The following is a 19,222-nucleotide window of genomic DNA, read 5'->3' on the forward strand; positions in this document are numbered from 1 at the left end:
CGCTCATTGACGTGCAAATGTCGCGGCGCGAGCAGGCCAGTCGTCGGGAACGATGAAGCCGCGCGACTGTTCGCGGTAGCCGCCTGCGCTGTCGACCGTGAATGCCGCGATCAGTACGGGGTCGTCTGGCCGGGCCAGCGCGTCGAGTAACGCGTTGGGGTCGACGGTGGGCGCAGCCGCCAGCCTGCGCGGCGCGAGCCACGCGAGCCTCGGCAGCACGCTCCAGCCATCGGCCGCCTGTTGCCCGGCGAACGCCGGCCAGTCCGAGCGCGTCACCCACCAGCCGCGTCCATGATCGGCGGCCAGTTCAGGGGCGTCTTCCACGCGTGACGGCGCCGCCTCTCCCGCCCGGTAGAAAAGCCAGCCCTTCACGAACATCTGCGCAAGCCACTGGCCTTCGTAGCCCAGCGAGGCGAATGCTTCGTGCGCGCTCAACCGCAGTTGACGGTCGCGCAGGTGCGTAAGTTTCAGATCGAAGCGATCGCGCAGATTCGGCCCGACGAATTCGGCAAGCGAGGCACGTGCGTCACCGCCGGGTCCTGCGTGCAGGTAGCACTTCACCGCCAGCTCCCAATGCAGACGTTCTCCGGCGCGCGTGCGCACGAGAAAATCGCATTCGCCGAGCGTGAGCCCGGCACGCCGCAGCGGCACGTTCTGCGCGACGAGCCGCGCCGCCGGTCCATGCGCGAGAAACCATCCCAGCAGGTTTTCGGCATAGCGGCCAAGGCGATGCGTCGGCGCGGCCAGAAGCGCTTCGTGCAGACGCGCCGGATCGCGATCGAGTTGCGCGAGCCAGTCGCGCGTGGCGTGCGCTTCGTCGGCATCGGCGCACCATTGCGCCAGCGGCGCTAGCGGTGGTTGCGCACGCAACAGATCGGCGCTGAAGAGCAGCCACGCGAGGTCGCGCACGGCCGGATCGGCGAGGCGATCGAGTCCGTCGCGGTTCGCGCCTGTACCGGGCACGTGTTGAGACCCAGCCTCATCTTGCGGCCCGCCGTCGCCCCCGGCACCTTGGGCGCCGGAACCGTCCGCGGGCCGCGCGGCGTTCATTGCTCGCCGCCGGACGCCGCGCGCCAGGTGTCGCGCGCGAGACAAAGGTCGGTCCAGGCCTTCGCCTTGTCGTGCAGGCTGCGCAGCAGATAAGCGGGGTGATAGGTGACGATGACGGGCACGCCCTCGTACTCGTGGACGCGTCCGCGCAGCGACGCGATGCTGCCGTCGGTCTTGAGCAGGCTCTGCGCCGCGAATCGCCCGAGCGCGACGATGATCTTCGGCTTCACGAGCGCCACCTGACGCTGCAGATACGGCTCGCAGCGCGCGACCTCTTCGGGCTCCGGATTGCGGTTGCCAGGCGGGCGGCACTTGATGACGTTCGCGATATAGACGTTCTCTCCACGGGCGAGCGAGAGCGCGCGCAGCATGTTGTCGAGCAGCTTGCCTGCCTGGCCGACGAAGGGCTCGCCCTGGCGGTCCTCGTTCTCACCGGGCGCCTCGCCGATCAGCATCCAGTCGGCCTCGCGATCGCCTACGCCGAACACGGTGTTGGTGCGCTTTTCGCACAGGCGGCAGCGCGTGCACGAGGCCACGCGTTCGGCGAGCGCGTCCCAGTCGAGCGTCGCGACATCGTTGCGCGGTGCGCCGCCAGCCCGATCCGGCTCGGCGTCGTGTGGCAGAACCGGCTGGGCCACAGTGTCGAACCAGGCGAAATCTTCGTCGGTGAGGGGCGGCGGTTCGTCGGACGAATGCGGTGCGAGCGTCGATGGCGAAGCGGCGCGCGCAACGGGTTGCGACGGTTGCGAGCGCTCCTCGGCGGCCGGTCGTGCTTCGGCCGGCTGCGGCGCAGCGACCGGACGCGTGGTTTGCACGACCGGCACCGCAGACGCCAACTGCGCTTCGGCTTCGGCGCGCGTCACCGCGGACGACGGCGCAACGGCCTCACCTTCGCGACCCGCTTCGAGCGGCGCGGCACCCCGCGCCCCTTTACGCACCCAGCGCGGCGCGAGCCCAAGCTCCTCCAGCGCGATCTCATCGAGCGACATCCGCGCCCTCCCCTGCAAAAGAAAAACGCATCACGAGTGCGTCCTCGCGGCTGTGATGCCGGGCCGGATAGTAGTTCTTGCGGCGGCCGATCGTGACGAAACCGAACTGTTCGTAAAGCCGGATTGCCCGGTGATTCGACGGCCGGACTTCGAGCAGCAGGCCTTCGAGACCCTGCATGCGCGCGATGCGCACCGCCTCGCGCAGCATGGCGAGCCCCGCGCCCGCCCCCTGCGCCTGAGGCGCGACGCACAGATTCAGCAGATGCATCTCGTCGACCACGGGCATCAACACGCAATAGCCGATCAGCGTGCCGGTGACGTGACGCATGCACAGCCCGTAGTAGCCGTTGCGCAGCGAGTCCTCGAAGTTGCCGCGCGACCACGGAAACTCGTACGCGGAGCGCTCGATGATCGCGACTTCGTCCAGGTCGCTCTCGGTCATCGGCGACAGGTAGCGGTCGGTCATGAGCACGCCGCTCATTGCGCGCCCTCGCCGCCTGCGCCACCGTGGGCGGCGGCCTTCGCGGCAAGCCGCTCGGCCGTGGTCTGCGCGACCTTGTTGCGCACGTATTCGGGCGCGGCCTGGTCGGCGGGTTGCGTGCGGCCCGCGCGATACGCGCGCAGCGCCGCGTGCGCCAGCGGCAACGCGTGCGGGAGCGCCTCGGCGTCGATCGTGCGCGCGGCGGCAGCCGCCGTCAGGCGCGCGCCGAACGCGGCGGCGGCGTTGCCCGCCAGCGTGAACGGTGCGTCGGGCGCGGCAATGTGCTCCGGCGAGTCGAGCGATGCGGCCTGCAGCGTGCGCCAGTCGCCGGCTGCGGCGTCCCACGCGTAGTCGGCCCAGTAGGCTTCGTCCATGCGCGCGTCGAGCGCAGCCAGCACGCGGGTCGCGGCGGGATCGCGCAGCCGCGCGCTCTCCGCACACACGAGCAGCGTGCCCACGGGCACCACCGGGATATCGAGGCCGAACGCGAGCCCCTGGGCCACGCCCGTCGCCGTGCGCAGCCCCGTGAAGGAGCCCGGACCCGCGCCGAACGCGATCGCATCGCAGTCGGCGAGCGTGAGGCCGGCTTCGTCGAACAATTCGCCGATGGCCGGCAGGAGCCGCGTGCTGGAGACGGCGCCCGTGGCTTCGTGGCGCACCCAGACGCTGACTTCCGAGCGCGACGCGGTAGCGGCCTCGCCGCCTGTAGAGGGAGAACGATCTGCGTCGCCAGGGGCGACGCGAAGCAGCGCGACCGAGCAATATTCGGTCGAAGTATCGAGGGCAAGCAGCACGGTTTCGGTCATGAGCGCTATTGTAATGCCCCGCCCCCCGCGCGGGCCCAGGGCTCTCGCCAACTGGCGGATGCGCAGGCGTCAAGGCCGCTTTTGACTCATCCATGCCCGGCGCGAGTGGAGGAATCGCTCCAGCTTTTCCGGGGTCTGCGCTGCTACCATCGGCGCGCTGACCTGAACCACTATGCGGAGGAAACAACCATGAGCGACTTGAACACACAGTTCGCCCAAGCCCAGCAAGACGTGCAGCAACTGCCGGAGCGTCCTGGCAATCTGACGCTGCTGCGCCTCTATGCACTCTTCAAGCAGGCCACCGAAGGCGACGTGCACGGCGACAAGCCCGGCTTCACCGATATCGTCGGCAAGTACAAGTACGAGGCATGGGCCGCGCTGCAAGGCACCGCGCAGGAAACGGCCAGGCAGCAATACGTCGAACTCGTCGAATCGCTCAAGAGCGGCGCCACGAGCTGAACCCGCGCAACTGACACGGCGCGCGTGACGGAGGCGGGCCGCCCCGCCTTCTGCTGCGTCACGCCGCCGCACCCGTCCCCGCGCGGTGCGTCGCTCTGGCGCGCCGCAACAAAACAAGCTATACTTCGCGCTGCGTTGCGCTCCGGTCGCCCGTTCGATCAGCACAACGCCTCGTAGCGTTAAGCTCCAATCCAGTTTAGAACCTGTCCCCCCTGCCATGGCCCTGTTTTTCGGGCCGTCAATATCAGGCTGGCGGCTGGCCAATCCCGGCCTGAGCCGCACCCAAAACAGCTTCTAACGAAAAATCCGCCATTGTGGGCGGATTGCCCCCGTTTTTCGATTTGCTCGCAAAATCCGACGACTTGGGTATGCCGATTGGCGCCGACGTTCTATTTCCTGTGTAACAAGGATTTTCATGACTTCGAGCAATACCCAAAGCCCCCTGGACGCCATCGCCGATCAGGCCCTCGGTCTTTCCGCCGCCGCCGACGCTTCCGCTGAAGCCCCCGCGCAGGCCGCCGATGCGACCGACGGTTCGGAGTTCGCGTCGCTCGGTCTGTCGCCGGAGATCGTCTCCGCGCTGATCGCAGCGGGCTACAAGGCCCCGACGCCCGTGCAGGAACGCGCCATTCCTGCCGCCATCGCCGGCCGCGACCTGCTGGTCTCGAGCCCGACCGGTTCGGGCAAGACCGCAGCCTTCATGCTGCCCGCCATCGAGCGCTTCGCGCAGATCCAGAAGGCCCAGGCCGCCCAGCCGCGCGAGCCGCGCCCGCAAGGCGCGAACGGCCAGCAAGGCGATCGCCGCCAGCGCCGTCCGCAACCGGTGGCACGCCCCGGTCTGCTCGTCCTCACGCCTACGCGTGAGCTGGCGATGCAGGTGACCACGGCCGCTTCGACGTACGGCAAGCACCTGCGCCGTCTGCGCACGGTCAGCATTCTCGGCGGCGTGGCGTACGGCCAGCAGCTGATGCTGCTCGCGAAGAACCCCGAGATTCTCGTGGCGACCCCGGGCCGTCTGCTCGATCACCTCGAGCGCGGCCGCATCGACCTGTCCGAACTCAAGATGCTCGTGCTCGACGAAGCCGACCGCATGCTCGACATGGGCTTCATCGACGACATCGACACGATCGTCGCCGCGACGCCCGAAACGCGTCAGACGATGCTGTTTTCGGCCACGCTCGACGGCAAGATCGCGTCGATCACCGGCCGCCTGCTGAAGGACCCGGAGCGTATCGAGATCGTGCGCAAGGTCGAAGCGAACTCGAACATCGCGCAGACCGTGCACTACGTGGACGACCGCGATCACAAGGATCGTCTGCTCGACCACCTGCTGCGTGACGAGAGCCTCGACCAGGCCGTCGTGTTCACGGCCACCAAGATGGACGCCGACCAGCTCGCCGGCAAGCTCGCCGACGCCGGCTTCGAAAGCGCCGCGCTGCACGGCGACCTGCCGCAAGGCGCGCGTAACCGCACGATCCGTGCGCTGCGCGAGCGTCGCGTGCGCGTGCTCGTCGCGACCGACGTCGCGGCGCGCGGTATCGACATCCCCGGCATCACGCACGTGTTCAACTACGACCTGCCGAAGTTCGCCGAAGACTACGTGCACCGTATCGGCCGTACCGGCCGCGCTGGCCGCTCGGGCACCGCGGTGAGCCTCGTGCATCATGCCGAGCAAGGCGCCCTCAAGCGCATCGAGCGCTTCGTGCGCTCGCCGCTGCCCGTGAATGTCGTGGAAGGCTTCGAGCCGCGCAAGGCGCCGCCGGCCAACCGTGGCTTCGGCGGCCGCGGCCGTCCGGGTGGTGGTAACGGCGGTGGCCGTCGCTTCGGCAACGGTAACGGCAAGCCGGGTGGCTACGGCGCCCGTGGCGGCAACGGCGGCAACGGTGGCGATCGCAACAGCAACAGCTGGGGCAACAAGCCGGAAGGCTCGCGCGGCGGCTACGGTGCCCGTGAAGGCGGCTATAACTCGGGTTCGCGTGAAGGCGGCTTCGGCGGCGGCTCGCGCGGCGGCGAAGGCAACCGTGGCGGCGGCTACGGCCAGCAACGCGAAGGCTACGGCCGCTCGCGCGAAGGCGGTGGCGGTTACGGCGCGCGCCGTAGCGACGGCCCGCGTGGCGCACGTCGCGACAGCTAAATCGCCCTAAACGGCGCGCGGCGCGGCCTTCGAGCCGCCCCGCCGCCGCAGCGAAATACCCAGGACCGGTGCTCAGGCACCGGTCTTTTTTTATCTCCGCGCAGATTTCACGATACGAGAAATTTTTTTGCTTCGTAAAAAATCGTGCTGCGTGGCACAAAGGGACCCATTGCAAGATGGAAAATAACGTTTCACATCTCAAAATAAACCACATAACTTGTTGATTTTTTTCAAATAAAAAACCTCGAAAAAGCTCATTGCCCGCCTGTTGCCGGTCGATCGATTTGCCTAGACTCTTATATAAGAGTTCGCGAAACGAAACGCCCAACCCAGAACCCCGGCGCCTGCGTTTCGCGAGATTCAGCGGTTCAGCAGTTTCGTTTCAGCGATCCACTCATCAGGCAAACGAAGGAGCCCACCATGTCGACTCGTCAACAGCAAGCTCAGCAACTCCAACAGCAATGGGAAACCGATCCGCGCTGGAAGGGCATCAAGCGCAACTACACGGCTGAAGACGTGGTGCGGCTGCGCGGCTCGCTCCAGCCGGAGCACACGCTCGCGAAGCACGGCGCCGAAAAGCTCTGGAAAGGCGTGAACACCGAGCCGTTCATCAACGCACTGGGCGCGCTCACGGGCAACCAGGCCATGCAGCAGGTGAAGGCCGGCCTCAAGGCGATCTATCTCTCGGGCTGGCAGGTCGCGGGCGACGCCAACCTCGCCGGCGAAATGTACCCGGACCAGTCGCTCTACCCGGCCAACTCGGTGCCGCAGGTGGTCAAGCGCATCAACAACACGCTCACGCGCGCCGACCAGATCCAGTGGTCCGAAGGCAAGAACCCCGGCGACGAAGGCTACGTCGATTACTTCCAGCCGATCGTGGCCGACGCGGAAGCCGGCTTCGGCGGCGTGCTGAACGCGTTCGAACTGATGAAGGCGATGATCGAAGCGGGCGCCGCGGGCGTGCACTTCGAAGACCAGCTCGCCTCGGTGAAGAAGTGCGGCCACATGGGCGGCAAGGTGCTCGTGCCGACGCGCGAGAACGTCGCCAAGCTCACGGCCGCGCGTCTGGCCGCCGACGTCTGCGGCGTGCCGACCGTGCTGCTCGCCCGCACCGACGCGGAAGCCGCCGACCTCGTGACCTCGGACATCGACGACAACGACCGCCCGTTTCTCACCGGCGAGCGCACCGTGGAAGGCTTCTTCCGCACGAAGAACGGCCTCGACCAGGCGATCTCGCGCGGTCTCGCCTATGCGCCGTACGCCGACATGATCTGGTGCGAGACGGGCAAGCCGGATCTGGAATTCGCGAAGAAGTTCGCCGAAGCGATCCACAAGCAGTTCCCGGGCAAGCTGCTCTCGTACAACTGCTCGCCGTCGTTCAACTGGAAGAAGAACCTCGACGACGCGACGATCGCGCGGTTCCAGCGCGAGCTCGGTGCGATGGGCTACAAATTCCAGTTCATCACGCTCGCGGGCTTCCACTCGCTCAACTACTCGATGTTCAACCTCGCGCACGGCTACGCGCGCCAGAACATGAGCGCTTTCGTGGAACTGCAGCAGGCCGAATTCGCCGCCGCCGAGAAGGGCTTCACCGCCGTGAAGCATCAGCGCGAAGTGGGCACCGGCTACTTCGACGCCGTGACGCAGACGGTCGAGCGCGAGGCTTCGACCACGGCGCTGCACGGTTCGACGGAAGACGAGCAGTTCTTCGACAAGAAGGTGGCGTAAGACCACCGGCAGCATCGGCGGCGCCAGCCGCCGCGCTCGAACGGGCAGCCGGCACGCGTACCTTGGCGGGGCGCGCCGGCCGCCTGCCGACGCGGCCCAGGCGCTTGCCGCAGGACGTTCAGGGAGGAAGCGGCAAAGGACACAGGCCGCGCGTGCTGGACAGAATCCGGCCCGCGGCTCGCCCAGCCAACGCAGCGGGCGAGCATGGCCTCGTGCTTCATCGCGAATCCACGCGAACACGCCTGCTAGCGATACACGATCACCGGAATCTTCGTATGGGTGAGCACGCGCTGCGTCTCGCTGCCGATCAGCAGGCTGCCGAGCCCGCGACGCCCGTGCGAGGCCATGAAGATGACGTCGCAGCCGCCCGCTTCGGCGGCTTCGATGATGCCGAGATACGGCGAAGGATGCACGCTCGTGCGGCTGTCGCAGATCACGCCTGCGTTGCGCGCCGCCGCCTCGATTTCGTCCAGATGCACGCGCGCCTCTCGCTCACTGCGCGTCTGGAAGTCGCCGGGCGGCTCGATCACCACGTCGGCGTAAGGCGAGTACGGATATTGCGGCAGGCACGCGTAGGCCGTCACGCGCGCGCCCACGGTACGGGCGAGGTCGATCGCGCCGTCGATCGCCTTTTTCGACAGTTCGGAACCGTCCGTCGGAACGAGGATGTGCTTGAACATGGCGCCCTCCGTGGTCTATCGGATTACGGGCAAGGCTAGGGTCAAAGTCAAGAATGAAGCCGCGGGGCAACGACTCGGCGGACGTCTCGCGCAAGCAAGCGCCTGGGCCCTCAGGTCGATTGTAGTGCGCGAAAAATCAGTGCAAGCCGTGCGTGCGGGTCATTCCGGATATCGGAAACACGCACGGCGCCCCTATCCCCAGTAACCGGGTTGACCGTAGGTATGCTTGAGATAGTCGAGAAAGAGGCGTACGCGCAGCGGCAAATGGCGGCGCTGCGGAAACACGGCGTGAATGCCGATGGGCGGAGCGGCGAACGCGTCGAGCACGGTCACGAGCCGGCCCGCCGCGATGTCCTCGCCGACTTCCCACCACGAGCGCCACGCCAGACCGTGGCCTGCGAGACACCACTCATGCAGCACGGCGCCGTCCGAGCATTCCATCGTGCCCGCCACGCGGATCGACACCACCTTGCCGTCCTGCTGGAACGCCCAGCCGCGCTGCTGGTTCAGACTCGCGCCGAAGGCGAGGCAGTTATGGCGCGCGAGGTCGGCGGGCGTTTCCGGCTCGCCGCGGCGCGACAGATACGCGGGCGCCGCCACGCACACGCGGCGGTTCTCGCCGAGCTTGAGCGACACGAGAGACGAATCGGGCAATTCGCCGAGGCGCACGGCGCAGTCGAAGCCTTCGTTGACGAGATCGACGAGCCGGTCCGAAAGATCGAGCGCGATGCTCACGTCCGGATGCGCAACCGTGAAATCGGGCACGAGCGGCGCGACATGGCGACGCCCGAAGCCCGCCGGCGCGGACACGCGCAGGTGCCCGCTCGCCTTCACGCCGCCCTCGGACACACTCGCCTCGGCGTTCTGCATGTCGTGAATGATGCGCTGGCAGTCCTCGAGGAACGCCGATCCTTCGAACGTGAGCGTGATGCGCCGCGTGGTGCGCACGAGCAGCTTCACGCCGAGGCGCTCTTCGAGCGCGTCGATGCGCCGGCCGATGATCGCGGGCGCCACCCCCTCGGCCTGGGCGGCGGCGGAAAGGCTGCCCTTGGCAGCCACGGTGACGAAGGTCTCGATCTGCTTGAAGCGGTCCATCGGTCGATGCTGCGCGCACTGGGCGACAGAAACAGTGGAAAAGAGAAGACAGGTCGACAGATTAGGTGGGTAAAAGTAAAAGATCAAGTGATCAATCTCGCCTTTTTCAGTGATACGACTCATGAATACAATCGACCTCGACCTCTGAAGATGGAGTGCAAGGCTATGTCGGCCACAACGACACCCTCAACGACACGATTTCCCAAGGCAGTGATCTTCGACGCGTACGGCACGCTGTTCGACGTGCATTCGGTCGTCGCCGCCGCCGAGCAGATGTTCCCCGGACAGGGCGAAGCGCTCTCGCAGCTGTGGCGCCTCAAGCAGATCGAGTACACGCAGCTGCGCACGCTCTCCGACCCGGCCGGCGCGCGCTATCGCCCGTTCTGGGACATCACGCTCGACGCGCTGCGCTACGCCGCGCGCCGCCTGAACCTGTCGCTCACGGGCGCGGGCGAAAAGCGTCTCATGGACGAATACGCCTGCCTGTCGGCGTTCCCCGACGTGCTGCCCGTGCTGCGCCGCCTGCGTGAGCCACGCGAAGACGGCACGCGCATGGGCCTTGCGATCCTCTCGAACGGCAACCCGCAGATGCTCGACATCGCGGTGAAGAGCGCCGGCATGAGCGGCCTCTTCGACCACGTGCTGTCGGTCGATGCCGTGCGCGCCTACAAACCTGCCGCCGCCGCATATTCGCTCGGCACGGGTGCCTTCGACGCCGCGCCACGCGAGCTGGTGTTCGTGTCGTCGAACGGCTGGGACGCCGCCGGCGCCGGCTGGTTCGGCTACACCACGTTCTGGATCAACCGCCAGCGCCTACCCGCCGAAGAGCTCGGCGTGGCGCCGCATGGCACTGGCAGCGGCATGGCAGAACTCGCCGCCTTTCTCGAAACCGCCGCGCCCGAACGACAAGGCCGCCCTCGCCCCAGCCCGGGCGCGTGACGGACACGCCGCTCGCCGCAGCCACAACAACCACACATTCACAAACTGACCGACCAAGGAGCAAGCAAATGGCGAACACATTGCAGCTGCCGCAAGGCATGCAGATCACGGCTGACATCCAGCCCGGCTTCGAAACGATCCTCACGCCCGAAGCGCTCGAACTCGTCGCGAAGCTGCACCGCGCGTTCGAGCCGCGCCGCCAGGAACTGCTGAAGGCACGCGTCGAGCGCACGAAGCGCCTCGACGCCGGCGAGCGCCCCGACTTTCTTGCCGACACCAAATCGATCCGCGAAGGCGACTGGAAGATCGCGCCGCTGCCGAAGGATCTCGAATGCCGCCGCGTGGAAATCACGGGCCCGGTCGAGCGCAAGATGATCATCAACGCGCTGAACTCGGGCGCGGATGCGTACATGACCGACTTCGAGGACTCGAACGCGCCGAACTGGGAAAACCAGATCGTCGGCCAGCTCAACCTCAAGGACGCGGTGCGCCGCACGATCTCGCTCGAACAGAACGGCAAGACCTACCAGCTCAACGACAAGACCGCCACGCTGATCGTGCGTCCGCGCGGCTGGCACCTCGACGAGAAGCACGTGACGGTGGACGGTCAGCGTGTGTCGGGCGGCATCTTCGACTTCGCGCTCTACCTCTTCCACAACGCGAAGGAACTGATCGCGCGCGGCAGCGGCCCGTACTTCTATCTGCCGAAGATGGAAAGCCACCTCGAGGCGCGTCTGTGGAACGACGTCTTCGTCGCGGCGCAGGAAGGCGTGGGCATTCCGCGCGGCACGATCCGCGCGACGGTGCTGGTCGAGACGATCCTCGCGGCGTTCGAGATGGACGAAATCCTCTATGAACTGCGTGAACACAGCTCGGGTCTGAACGCCGGCCGCTGGGACTACATCTTCTCGGCGATCAAGAAGTTCAAGAACGACAAGGACTTCTGTCTTGCCGACCGCGCGCAGATCACGATGACGGTGCCGTTCATGCGCGCCTACGCGCTCGAACTGCTCAAGACCTGCCACAAGCGCAACGCACCGGCGATCGGCGGCATGAGCGCGCTCATCCCGATCAAGAACGACGCGGCCGCCAACGACAAGGCCATGGGCGGCGTGCGTTCGGACAAGGCGCGTGACGCCACCGACGGCTACGACGGCGGCTGGGTGGCGCACCCGGGCCTCGTGCCCATCGCGATGGAAGAGTTCGTGAAGGTGCTCGGCGACAAGCCGAACCAGATCAGCAAGCAGCGCGCGGACGTGAATGTCGCGGGCAAGGATCTGCTCGACTTCCGTCCGGAAGCGCCGATCACCGAAACGGGCCTGCGCAACAACATCAACGTGGGCATCCACTACCTCGGTTCGTGGCTCGCGGGCAATGGCTGCGTGCCGATCCACAACCTGATGGAAGACGCCGCGACCGCCGAAATCTCGCGCTCGCAGGTGTGGCAGTGGATCCGCTCGCCCAAGGGCAAGCTCGAAGACGGCCGCAAGGTCACGGCCGAACTCGTGCGCGAACTGATCCCGCAGGAGCTGGACAAGGTGAAGGCGTCGGTCGGCGGCGACACGAAGCCGTACGAGCGTGCCGCGCAGATCTTCGAGCAGATGTCGACGTCGGAAAACTTCGTCGAGTTCCTGACGCTGCCGCTGTACGAAGAGATCTAATCGCTCGGCACGTCTAACGAATCGCCGATGAAAAAGGCCCGGCGGGTGTGAGCCCGCCGGGCCTTCGTGTTTTCATGCGCCGCGTCTTGAGAGCGATCAGCGCGTGCGCCGATGCGCGACCCAGTCGCCGCCTGCGATCTCGGGGCGCCCGGCAATGGCGGCGGACGCCACCGGATAGTAGAGGCAAGCGATGCGTTCGCCCTGCACCTCGATATCCACTTCCTGCGAAACGAACAGATTGTCGACGCCCGGATACACCTGCTCGATTTCGTCGAGCACGGCGAGGAGCGCGTCGTCGATTTCGTAGACGTCGCCGACGACCGTCGATTTCGCACCCGCCGACCCGGCCACCATTCCAGGGTAGCTGCCGAAGTCGAAGAGCCGGCCGGCGAGCGTGGTGAGACCGAGGTGCCGCGGGCGCGCGATCGCGTTGCGATCCGCCGCGAGGTTGATGTCGTTGATCTCGCCCGCGCGCAGCGTGCCGTAGACGAACACGTATTTCATGGCTTTTCTCTCCTTCAGGGCGGCTCGCGCCACACGAGCACGCTGTCGATTCGCCCACATTATGCCCGGCCATAAATGCGTGCGGCCCAAGCCTTCGCGCGCGAGACGTCTACAATGAATGCGCTTATCGCCAAAGTCGTCGCCAAACCCGCCGCCCTGCCCGTCATGCCCGAGGACCTGCCCAACTCCGCATCCAGCGGCGCTCGCAACGCGGCGCTGCCGCGCGCCGAACTCGTCGATATCCCGCCCGAGTTCGCGCCGACACCCACGCATCCCATCCGCGTGCGCTCGCGGCCCATGCCGGCCGGTGTGTGCATCGCGCAGCACACGCACGCGTGGGCGCAACTCGCCTACTCGTCGCGCGGCGTGCTGCGTATGGCGACGCCGGGCACGACGTGGATGGTGCCGCCCTCGCGCGCGATCTGGGTGCCGCCTCACATCACACACGAAGTGGCGATCGTCGAGGACGCGTTCCTGCGCACGCTCTACGTAGACGAATCGGTGATTCCGCCCGGCCTCGGCGCGTGCCGCGTGGTCGAGGTCTCGGGCCTCCTGCGCGAGACAATCGCGGCCCTCGACGAGCGCGGCATTCCCACCGCGCGCGAGCGCCTGCTCGGCGCGCTGGCGCTCGACGAGATCACGCGCTCGGCGCCGCTGCCGCTCGCCGTGCCGATGCCCGAGGAAAAGCGCCTGCGCGCGCTGTGCGAAGCGCTGATCGCCGACCCGGCGGGACCCGGCTCGCTCGAATACTGGGCTGCTCACGTGGGCGCGAGCACGCGCACGATCGCACGGCTCTTTCGTCAGGAACTCGGGGTGAGCTTTTCGCAATGGCGTCAGCAGGCGATCCTCGCGCGCGCGATCCCGCTGCTCAATCAGGGACGCCCGATGGCCGTCGTGGCGCAGGAACTCGGCTACCAGAGCCAGAGTGCGTTTTCGGCGATGTTTCGCCGCGCCTTCGGCGAGAGCCCGCGCGCCTTCATCGCGCGCGGCACAGGCGATCGCGACTACGACGAACCGGAAGATTCCGTGGCCGCCGGGCGTGACGACCACGTGGGTTGAGCGAGTGACTGGCCAGCGTCAGACGAGCCGCGTCATGTGGCGAATCGAGCCGAGGCGAGCAAGCCTCGGACCCGCCACGCGATACCCCATGCGCAGATAAAGACGCGCCGCCGGATTGTCGACGAACACGCGCAGCTGCAACTCGCGCAGGCCGCGCTCGCGGGCCCACTGGTGCGAGATGTCGAGCAGGAACGTACCGGCGCCATTGCCGCGATACCCCTGGGCGATCTGCACGTCGCGAATGTGCAGCGAGTCGCCCTCCTGCGTCACGCGCAGCACGCCAATCGGCTCGCCGTCGAGTTCGAGGATGAAATTCTCCGACTCGCGATAGCTCGCCAGAAAGAGATCACCGCGCCAGACAAGGTGATGCCGCAGATAGTAGCCACCCATGTTGTTGCGCGTGAGCGTCTCCGCGAACTCGAAATCGTCCATGGTGGCGCGGCGCAGCTGAAACGGCGATGGGATGTCGTTCGGTGCGAACATGTCGGCAAGCGAGGAAACCAGGTTTCGACAACGCTACGATAACGCGCGGCCGCCGGCAATCGCAGATTGTCCGTACGGCCAACGAAATGAAGGATGCGGATGGACGCGGGAGAAACGTCTGTGGAAAAAGAAAAAGCCCGTTGGACGTATCCAACGGGCTTCGTTCTGGCGGAGCGGACGGGACTCGAACCCGCGACCCCCGGCGTGACAGGCCGGTATTCTAACCGACTGAACTACCGCTCCAGCTTGCTGCTCACCGGCGGGCGTCGGTCGATTCCCGCTGGCGGCGTCGCCACACTGCTCGCAGTACTACTGCTTTGGCGCCGCATTTTGATTTGGCGTCCCCTAGGGGATTCGAACCCCTGTACTCACCGTGAAAGGGTGATGTCCTAGGCCTCTAGACGAAGGGGACAACACGGGTATAAGCGCAGGCTTACACCTTTGAACTGCAGCGGTTCGCAGTTGCCGAAGCAACGTCGGAACGGCTTTGAATCTGGCGGAGCGGACGGGACTCGAACCCGCGACCCCCGGCGTGACAGGCCGGTATTCTAACCGACTGAACTACCGCTCCAGCTTGCTGCTCACACCGGCGGGCGTCGGTCGATTCCCGCTGGCGGCGTCGCCACACTACACTTTGGCGCCGCATTTTGATTTGGCGTCCCCTAGGGGATTCGAACCCCTGTACTCACCGTGAAAGGGTGATGTCCTAGGCCTCTAGACGAAGGGGACAACACGGGCTTGCGCCTGTAATCGTCACTTTAACTAAAAAGCCCGCTCACAGTTTCTGAACGGGCTCGATCTGGCGGAGCGGACGGGACTCGAACCCGCGACCCCCGGCGTGACAGGCCGGTATTCTAACCGACTGAACTACCGCTCCAGTTCGACACAGTCAGATGGATGTCGGTTGATTTCCACCTGATGCCTCGCCAATCTCATTGACGACGCTCATGTCTGGCGTCCCCTAGGGGATTCGAACCCCTGTACTCACCGTGAAAGGGTGATGTCCTAGGCCTCTAGACGAAGGGGACATGATCTTTTCAGATAATGCCTTTACCGCACTCTACTGCTTACTGCGTGTTCTGTTGGTGGAGGTAAGCGGGATCGAACCGCTGACCTCTTGCATGCCATGCAAGCGCTCTCCCAGCTGAGCTATACCCCCTTGCAGAACAGAAGCGAGATTTTAAACATCAATTTCGCTTTCGTCAAGAGCTTTTGAATCGTTTTTTGAAGCGCTTCGAGGTTTCCTTGAAACATCGTTGCCCGATTCTGCGGCTCTTTGCGTGAGATTTACTGCTCATTTGCCGCTTATTGGCGACTCTCTCGCGCTCCGTATTCAACGGAGCCCGAATACTACAAGAACTGCCGCCCGGGCGCTAGGGTCCGGGCGAAAAATTCTTCAAAAAATTTAATTTCCAGCCGAAATGCCCTTCTCGAGGCGGCTCACCACTGCATCGCGACCGAACAGCACGAGCACCGCATCGACCGACGGCGTGTGCGTCGTCCCCGCCACGAGCAAGCGGGCCGGCATCGCGAGCTGCGGCATCTTGAGCTTGTGGGTGGCGAGCGTGGCCTTCAGCGCGGCCGAGACACCCGCCTTCGTCCACTCCGCGCCCTTGAGCGCGACGGCGAGATCGGCGAGCGCGGGGCGCACGGCGTCCGTGATGTGCTGCGCCAGCGCTTCGGCTTCCGGCTGCGGCTCGCGATAGAACATCATCGCGCTCTCGGCGATCTCCTTGATCGTGTTCGCACGGTCCTTGAAAAGCGCGACGACGCCTTCGAGCGATGGCCCCCTGGCGAGCGCCGCGTCGTCCACGCCGAGCGCGGCAAAGAACGGCTTCGAAAGCTCGGCGAGGCGCGCGTTGTCCACTTCCTTCAGGTAGTGGTTGTTGAGCCAGTTGAGCTTGTTGTGGTCGTACTGCGCGGGCGACTTGCCGAGATGCTCGAGATCGAACCACTCCACGAACTGCTCGCACGTGAATACTTCGGCGTCGCCATGCGACCAGCCCAGACGCGCGAGATAGTTGAGCACCGCTTCCGGCAGATAGCCAGCGTCGCGATAGCCCATCACGCTCATCGCGCCGTGGCGCTTGCTCATCTTTTCACCCTGCTCGTTGAGCACGGTAGGCAGGTGCGCGTAGACCGGCGGCTCGCCGCCGAGCGCGCGCAGGATGTTGATCTGGCGCGGCGTGTTGTTCACGTGGTCGTCGCCGCGAATCACGTGCGTGATCTTCATATCGAGGTCGTCCACGACCACGCAGAAGTTGTAGGTCGGCGTGCCGTCCGGGCGCGCGATCACGAGGTCGTCGAGCTCTTCGTTCGAGATCTCCACGCGGCCCTTGACGGCGTCCTCCCATGCCACCACGCCCGTGAGCGGGTTGCGAAAACGCAGCACCGGCTCCACGCCCGCCGGCGGCGTGGGCAGCACCTTGCCCGGCTCCGGGCGCCACGTGCCGTCATAGCGCGGCTTCTCGCCGGCGGCGCGCTGGCGCTCGCGCAACGCGTCGAGCTCTTCGGTCGACATGTAGCATGGGTACACGAGGCCCTGCTCCTGCATATCCTTGAGCACTTCGCGATACCGGTCCATGCGCTGCATCTGGTAGAACGGACCTTCGTCGAAATTCAGGCCGAGCCACTCCATGCCTTCGAGGATCGCATCGACCGATTCCGACGTCGAACGCTCGAGGTCGGTGTCTTCGATCCGCAGCACGAAGACACCCTTGTTGTGGCGTGCGAACGCCCACGGGTAAAGCGCGGAACGGATGTTGCCGAGGTGGATGAAGCCGGTCGGGCTCGGCGCGAAGCGGGTACGGACAACAGAGGTAGTCATGGGCGATTACTCGAAGACGATGCCATCCGGAGCGCGGCGCTGGCGATACAGGCAGCGACGGCGGCGGACGGCCGGGGTTCGCGGCGCGTTCGGCCCGCGCGGCTAGCGCGGGAACGCCGGGGCGCGCGCAGCCTCGCGCACACGAACGGGAATCCGGAAAATTAGAGACGGGATTATACCCGCCATGCACCGCTTCGGCCTGCGGGCGAGGCCCGCAGCGCGTGTGCGGACGCCCCGTTTCTCACCTGCAAACGTCCGCGCGCCCGCAAGCCGCCGAGCACGTTGTCATCTGCCGTCACATCGTGGACACATCGCGTTACATGCACGCCTGCTAAACCGGCCGCGCTTTGCCTTATGATGTCGGCGCGCCGCCACCACGATGCGGCGTCGCGCGCGCAAACACAGATACTCGGCCGCCCGCGCGAGCAGACCGGGGTACCGCGTCGTTCCTTGCCGGACACGCCCGCGGACCGCATGGAGAACCTTCTTGAAGCAGTCATCGCCCTCGTTGAGCCGCCGGCACTTTTCGCTTGCGGCCGCCTCCTCCGTCCTTGCCGCGTGCACGACCGCGGGCACGCAGACCGCCAGCGTCCCGCCGCCCGTCACCACCGCGCCCCCGCCGCCCGTCGCCAGGCCGGCGCACCCGGTTCGCGTGGGCCTCGCGCTCGGCGGTGGCGCGGCGCGTGGCTTCGCGCATATCGGCGTGATCAAGGCGCTCGAGGCGCGCAACGTGCAGGTCGACTTCGTGGTCGGCACGAGCGCAGGCTCGGTCGTCGCGGCGCTTTACGCCTCGGGCATGAACGGCTTCGCGCTCAACAAGCTCGCGCTGACGATGGACGAAGCCTCGATCAGCGACTGGGCAATGCCGTTTCGCACGCGCGGCCTCCTGCAGGGCGTGGCGCTCCAGAACTATCTGAACACCACACTGCACGACCGGCCCATCGAGAAGATGGCGAAGCCGCTCGGCGTCGTCTCGACCGACCTGCGCACGGGCCAGCCCATCCTGTTCCAGCGCGGCAACACGGGCATTGCCGTGCGCGCGTCGTGCAGCATTCCGTCGATTTTCGAGCCCGTGAAGATCGCGGGACATGAATACGTGGACGGCGGCCTCGTGAGCCCGGTGCCGGCCTCGTTCGCGCGCAAGATGGGCGCCGACTTCGTGATCGCCGTGGACATCTCGGCGCGCCCGGAGACGGCCTCGACGCTGAGCCAGTTCGACGTGCTGATGCAGACCTTCACGATCATGGGCCAGACGATCAAGACCTACGAACTCGACAAGTACGCCGATGTCGTGATCCGCCCGAACCTCAACGCGATGTCGTCCAGCGACTTCACGCAGCGCAACGCGGCGATTCTCGCGGGCGAGGAAGCCGCTGCGCGCATCATGCCGGAGCTCGAGCGCAAGCTCGCCGCAGCGCGCCTGACGGCTTGATCGCTTGATCTGAGCGCCCCTTCGGCGGGCGCAGGGGCGCAGAAAACGCAAAAAGCCTGCTTCGCAAGAAGCAGGCTTTTTTGTTCGCTACAAAACCCCGATCAGTTGCCGCCGTTGCCGTCGAACTGAGCGCTCACGCGCTTGAGGTTTTGCTGCTGGTCCGGCGTGAACGACGTTTCGACGCGGCGCGCACCCGTGAAGCGCTTTTCCCAGTAGCCGTCGTCGAGGTCGTCGACACGGATCGTGCTGCCGGTGGACGGCGAATGCACGAACTTGTTGTCGCCGATGTAGATGCCGACGTGCGAGAACGTGCGGCGCATCGTGTTGAAGAACACGAGGTCGCCCGGCTTCAGGTTGCTCATGCTGACCTTCTCGCCCACGCGGCTCATTTCCTCGGCGCGGCGCGGCAGCGACATGCCGAGCGTGTCCTGGAACACGTAGCGCACGAAGCCGCTGCAGTCGAGGCCGGAGTCGGGCGTGTTGCCGCCCCAGCGGTAACGCACGCCGATCATATTGAGTGCGCCGACAACGACGTCGCCGGCTTTGCCGGCCATGCCGGACAGGAATGCCTTGGCGCCGCCTTCGGTCGGGGCCGGAGCCGCCGCCGGGGTCGCCTGGTTGGCATTCTGGAGGGCGTTCTGAACTGCGGGGATGGACTGCGGATTCGCCGAATTGCTCGGCGAAAATGAGGCATTCTGGTTAAAGCTGCTTACTTCGTCGGCGAACGCGCCGGGAGCTGCGGCCATCAGTACGCCGATGAACATCCCGGCGACGACGCGCGTGCAAGCCTGGGTCAGGTATCGGTGCTGCATTGGTCGGTAGAAATTGCCCGTAAATCAGGGAGTTAGTAGAAAAGTTTGGACGATACTAGCCAGTAAGTATTTGTGTGTCAAAA

Annotated in this window: 17 protein-coding genes and 7 tRNA genes; 7 read left to right on the plus strand and 17 right to left on the minus strand. The window is 65.9% G+C overall.

What is annotated here, in order from left to right:
* Window positions 1-3 precede the first annotated feature (3 nt).
* The 4 genes from AB4Y35_RS33640 to tsaB form a co-directional block, all read right to left on the minus strand.
* A complete protein-coding gene (locus tag AB4Y35_RS33640) occupies window positions 4-963 on the minus strand; it encodes a DUF1853 family protein (protein WP_368707831.1) in 960 nt (319 codons plus the stop codon).
* A gap of 83 nt (window positions 964-1,046) precedes the next feature.
* Entirely contained in the window at window positions 1,047-2,039 is a 993-nt protein-coding gene (locus tag AB4Y35_RS33645; protein WP_368707832.1) for a uracil-DNA glycosylase family protein, read from the minus strand.
* Window positions 2,026-2,520, minus strand: a complete 495-nt coding sequence (gene rimI, locus AB4Y35_RS33650; protein ID WP_368686153.1) for a ribosomal protein S18-alanine N-acetyltransferase — start codon at window positions 2,518-2,520, stop codon at window positions 2,026-2,028. The genes AB4Y35_RS33645 and rimI overlap by 14 nt, the downstream gene beginning before the upstream one ends.
* Window positions 2,517-3,326 (minus strand): tRNA (adenosine(37)-N6)-threonylcarbamoyltransferase complex dimerization subunit type 1 TsaB, encoded by an 810-nt coding sequence (gene tsaB / locus AB4Y35_RS33655; RefSeq protein ID WP_368707833.1) that lies wholly within the window; start codon window positions 3,324-3,326, stop codon window positions 2,517-2,519. The genes rimI and tsaB overlap by 4 nt, the downstream gene beginning before the upstream one ends.
* 189 nt (window positions 3,327-3,515) lie before the next feature.
* On the opposite strand from tsaB, the gene AB4Y35_RS33660 reads away from it, so the two are divergent.
* The 3 genes from AB4Y35_RS33660 to aceA all read left to right on the plus strand — a co-directional run bounded on the left by AB4Y35_RS33660 (window position 3,516) and on the right by aceA (window position 7,647).
* Window positions 3,516-3,785 carry an acyl-CoA-binding protein gene (locus AB4Y35_RS33660; protein WP_368686155.1) on the plus strand — a complete coding sequence of 90 codons (270 nt, stop codon included), beginning with the start codon at window positions 3,516-3,518 and terminating at the stop codon, window positions 3,783-3,785.
* A 415-nt stretch (window positions 3,786-4,200) separates the two neighbouring features.
* Complete coding sequence (locus AB4Y35_RS33665) at window positions 4,201-5,919, plus strand: DEAD/DEAH box helicase (protein WP_368707834.1); 1,719 nt, start codon at window positions 4,201-4,203, stop codon at window positions 5,917-5,919.
* A gap of 420 nt (window positions 5,920-6,339) precedes the next feature.
* Window positions 6,340-7,647 (plus strand): isocitrate lyase, encoded by a 1,308-nt coding sequence (gene aceA / locus AB4Y35_RS33670; protein ID WP_324159905.1) that lies wholly within the window; start codon window positions 6,340-6,342, stop codon window positions 7,645-7,647.
* 245 nt (window positions 7,648-7,892) lie between these two features.
* Here aceA and AB4Y35_RS33675 read toward each other — a convergent pair whose 3' ends face one another.
* Together AB4Y35_RS33675 and AB4Y35_RS33680 are read right to left on the minus strand one after the other, a co-directional pair.
* Entirely contained in the window at window positions 7,893-8,327 is a 435-nt protein-coding gene (locus AB4Y35_RS33675) for a universal stress protein (protein ID WP_028204090.1), read from the minus strand.
* Window positions 8,328-8,519: 192 nt separating this feature from the next.
* Window positions 8,520-9,422, minus strand: coding sequence for a LysR family transcriptional regulator (locus AB4Y35_RS33680; protein ID WP_254352784.1), 903 nt, complete (start codon window positions 9,420-9,422; stop codon window positions 8,520-8,522).
* A gap of 165 nt (window positions 9,423-9,587) precedes the next feature.
* On the opposite strand from AB4Y35_RS33680, the gene AB4Y35_RS33685 reads away from it, so the two are divergent.
* Together AB4Y35_RS33685 and aceB are read left to right on the plus strand one after the other, a co-directional pair.
* Window positions 9,588-10,361, plus strand: a complete 774-nt coding sequence (locus tag AB4Y35_RS33685; protein ID WP_368707835.1) for a haloacid dehalogenase type II — start codon at window positions 9,588-9,590, stop codon at window positions 10,359-10,361.
* Between the two features lie 68 nt (window positions 10,362-10,429).
* Window positions 10,430-12,022, plus strand: a complete 1,593-nt coding sequence (gene aceB, locus AB4Y35_RS33690) for a malate synthase A (RefSeq protein WP_368707836.1) — start codon at window positions 10,430-10,432, stop codon at window positions 12,020-12,022.
* A 96-nt stretch (window positions 12,023-12,118) separates the two neighbouring features.
* On the opposite strand, the gene AB4Y35_RS33695 is transcribed toward aceB, so the two are convergent.
* A complete protein-coding gene (locus AB4Y35_RS33695; RefSeq protein ID WP_368707837.1) occupies window positions 12,119-12,526 on the minus strand; it encodes a gamma-glutamylcyclotransferase in 408 nt (135 codons plus the stop codon).
* A 114-nt stretch (window positions 12,527-12,640) separates the two neighbouring features.
* On the opposite strand from AB4Y35_RS33695, the gene AB4Y35_RS33700 reads away from it, so the two are divergent.
* On the plus strand, window positions 12,641-13,585 hold the full coding sequence (locus AB4Y35_RS33700) for a helix-turn-helix domain-containing protein (RefSeq protein ID WP_368707838.1): 945 nt from the start codon (window positions 12,641-12,643) through the stop codon (window positions 13,583-13,585).
* Window positions 13,586-13,603: 18 nt separating this feature from the next.
* Here AB4Y35_RS33700 and AB4Y35_RS33705 read toward each other — a convergent pair whose 3' ends face one another.
* From AB4Y35_RS33705 to gltX, 9 genes are all read right to left on the minus strand, one after another.
* Window positions 13,604-14,068 carry a GNAT family N-acetyltransferase gene (locus AB4Y35_RS33705; RefSeq protein WP_342921395.1) on the minus strand — a complete coding sequence of 155 codons (465 nt, stop codon included), beginning with the start codon at window positions 14,066-14,068 and terminating at the stop codon, window positions 13,604-13,606.
* Window positions 14,069-14,234: 166 nt separating this feature from the next.
* A tRNA-Asp gene (locus AB4Y35_RS33710) sits at window positions 14,235-14,311 on the minus strand.
* 93 nt (window positions 14,312-14,404) lie between these two features.
* A tRNA-Glu gene (locus tag AB4Y35_RS33715) sits at window positions 14,405-14,480 on the minus strand.
* Window positions 14,481-14,562: 82 nt separating this feature from the next.
* Window positions 14,563-14,639 (minus strand) — tRNA-Asp (locus AB4Y35_RS33720).
* Between the two features lie 82 nt (window positions 14,640-14,721).
* Window positions 14,722-14,797, minus strand: a tRNA-Glu gene (locus tag AB4Y35_RS33725).
* 71 nt (window positions 14,798-14,868) lie between these two features.
* Window positions 14,869-14,945 (minus strand) — tRNA-Asp (locus AB4Y35_RS33730).
* Window positions 14,946-15,020: 75 nt separating this feature from the next.
* Window positions 15,021-15,096: transfer RNA gene (locus AB4Y35_RS33735), tRNA-Glu, on the minus strand.
* A 55-nt stretch (window positions 15,097-15,151) separates the two neighbouring features.
* Window positions 15,152-15,227: transfer RNA gene (locus AB4Y35_RS33740), tRNA-Ala, on the minus strand.
* A gap of 246 nt (window positions 15,228-15,473) precedes the next feature.
* Window positions 15,474-16,895 (minus strand): glutamate--tRNA ligase, encoded by a 1,422-nt coding sequence (gltX, locus tag AB4Y35_RS33745; RefSeq protein WP_368707839.1) that lies wholly within the window; start codon window positions 16,893-16,895, stop codon window positions 15,474-15,476.
* A gap of 487 nt (window positions 16,896-17,382) precedes the next feature.
* Here gltX and AB4Y35_RS33750 point away from each other — a divergent pair, with 487 nt between their 5' ends.
* The gene (locus AB4Y35_RS33750) at window positions 17,383-18,327 is read left to right on the plus strand and encodes a patatin-like phospholipase family protein (RefSeq protein ID WP_368686164.1); all 945 of its coding nucleotides are present in this window, start codon (window positions 17,383-17,385) and stop codon (window positions 18,325-18,327) included.
* Between the two features lie 101 nt (window positions 18,328-18,428).
* On the opposite strand, the gene AB4Y35_RS33755 is transcribed toward AB4Y35_RS33750, so the two are convergent.
* Window positions 18,429-19,139 carry a C40 family peptidase gene (locus AB4Y35_RS33755; RefSeq protein ID WP_368707840.1) on the minus strand — a complete coding sequence of 237 codons (711 nt, stop codon included), beginning with the start codon at window positions 19,137-19,139 and terminating at the stop codon, window positions 18,429-18,431.
* Window positions 19,140-19,222 lie beyond the last annotated feature (83 nt).

The organism is Paraburkholderia sp. EG286A (assembly GCF_040965375.1).
In the GTDB taxonomy this organism is placed as follows: Bacteria; Pseudomonadota; Gammaproteobacteria; order Burkholderiales; family Burkholderiaceae; genus Paraburkholderia.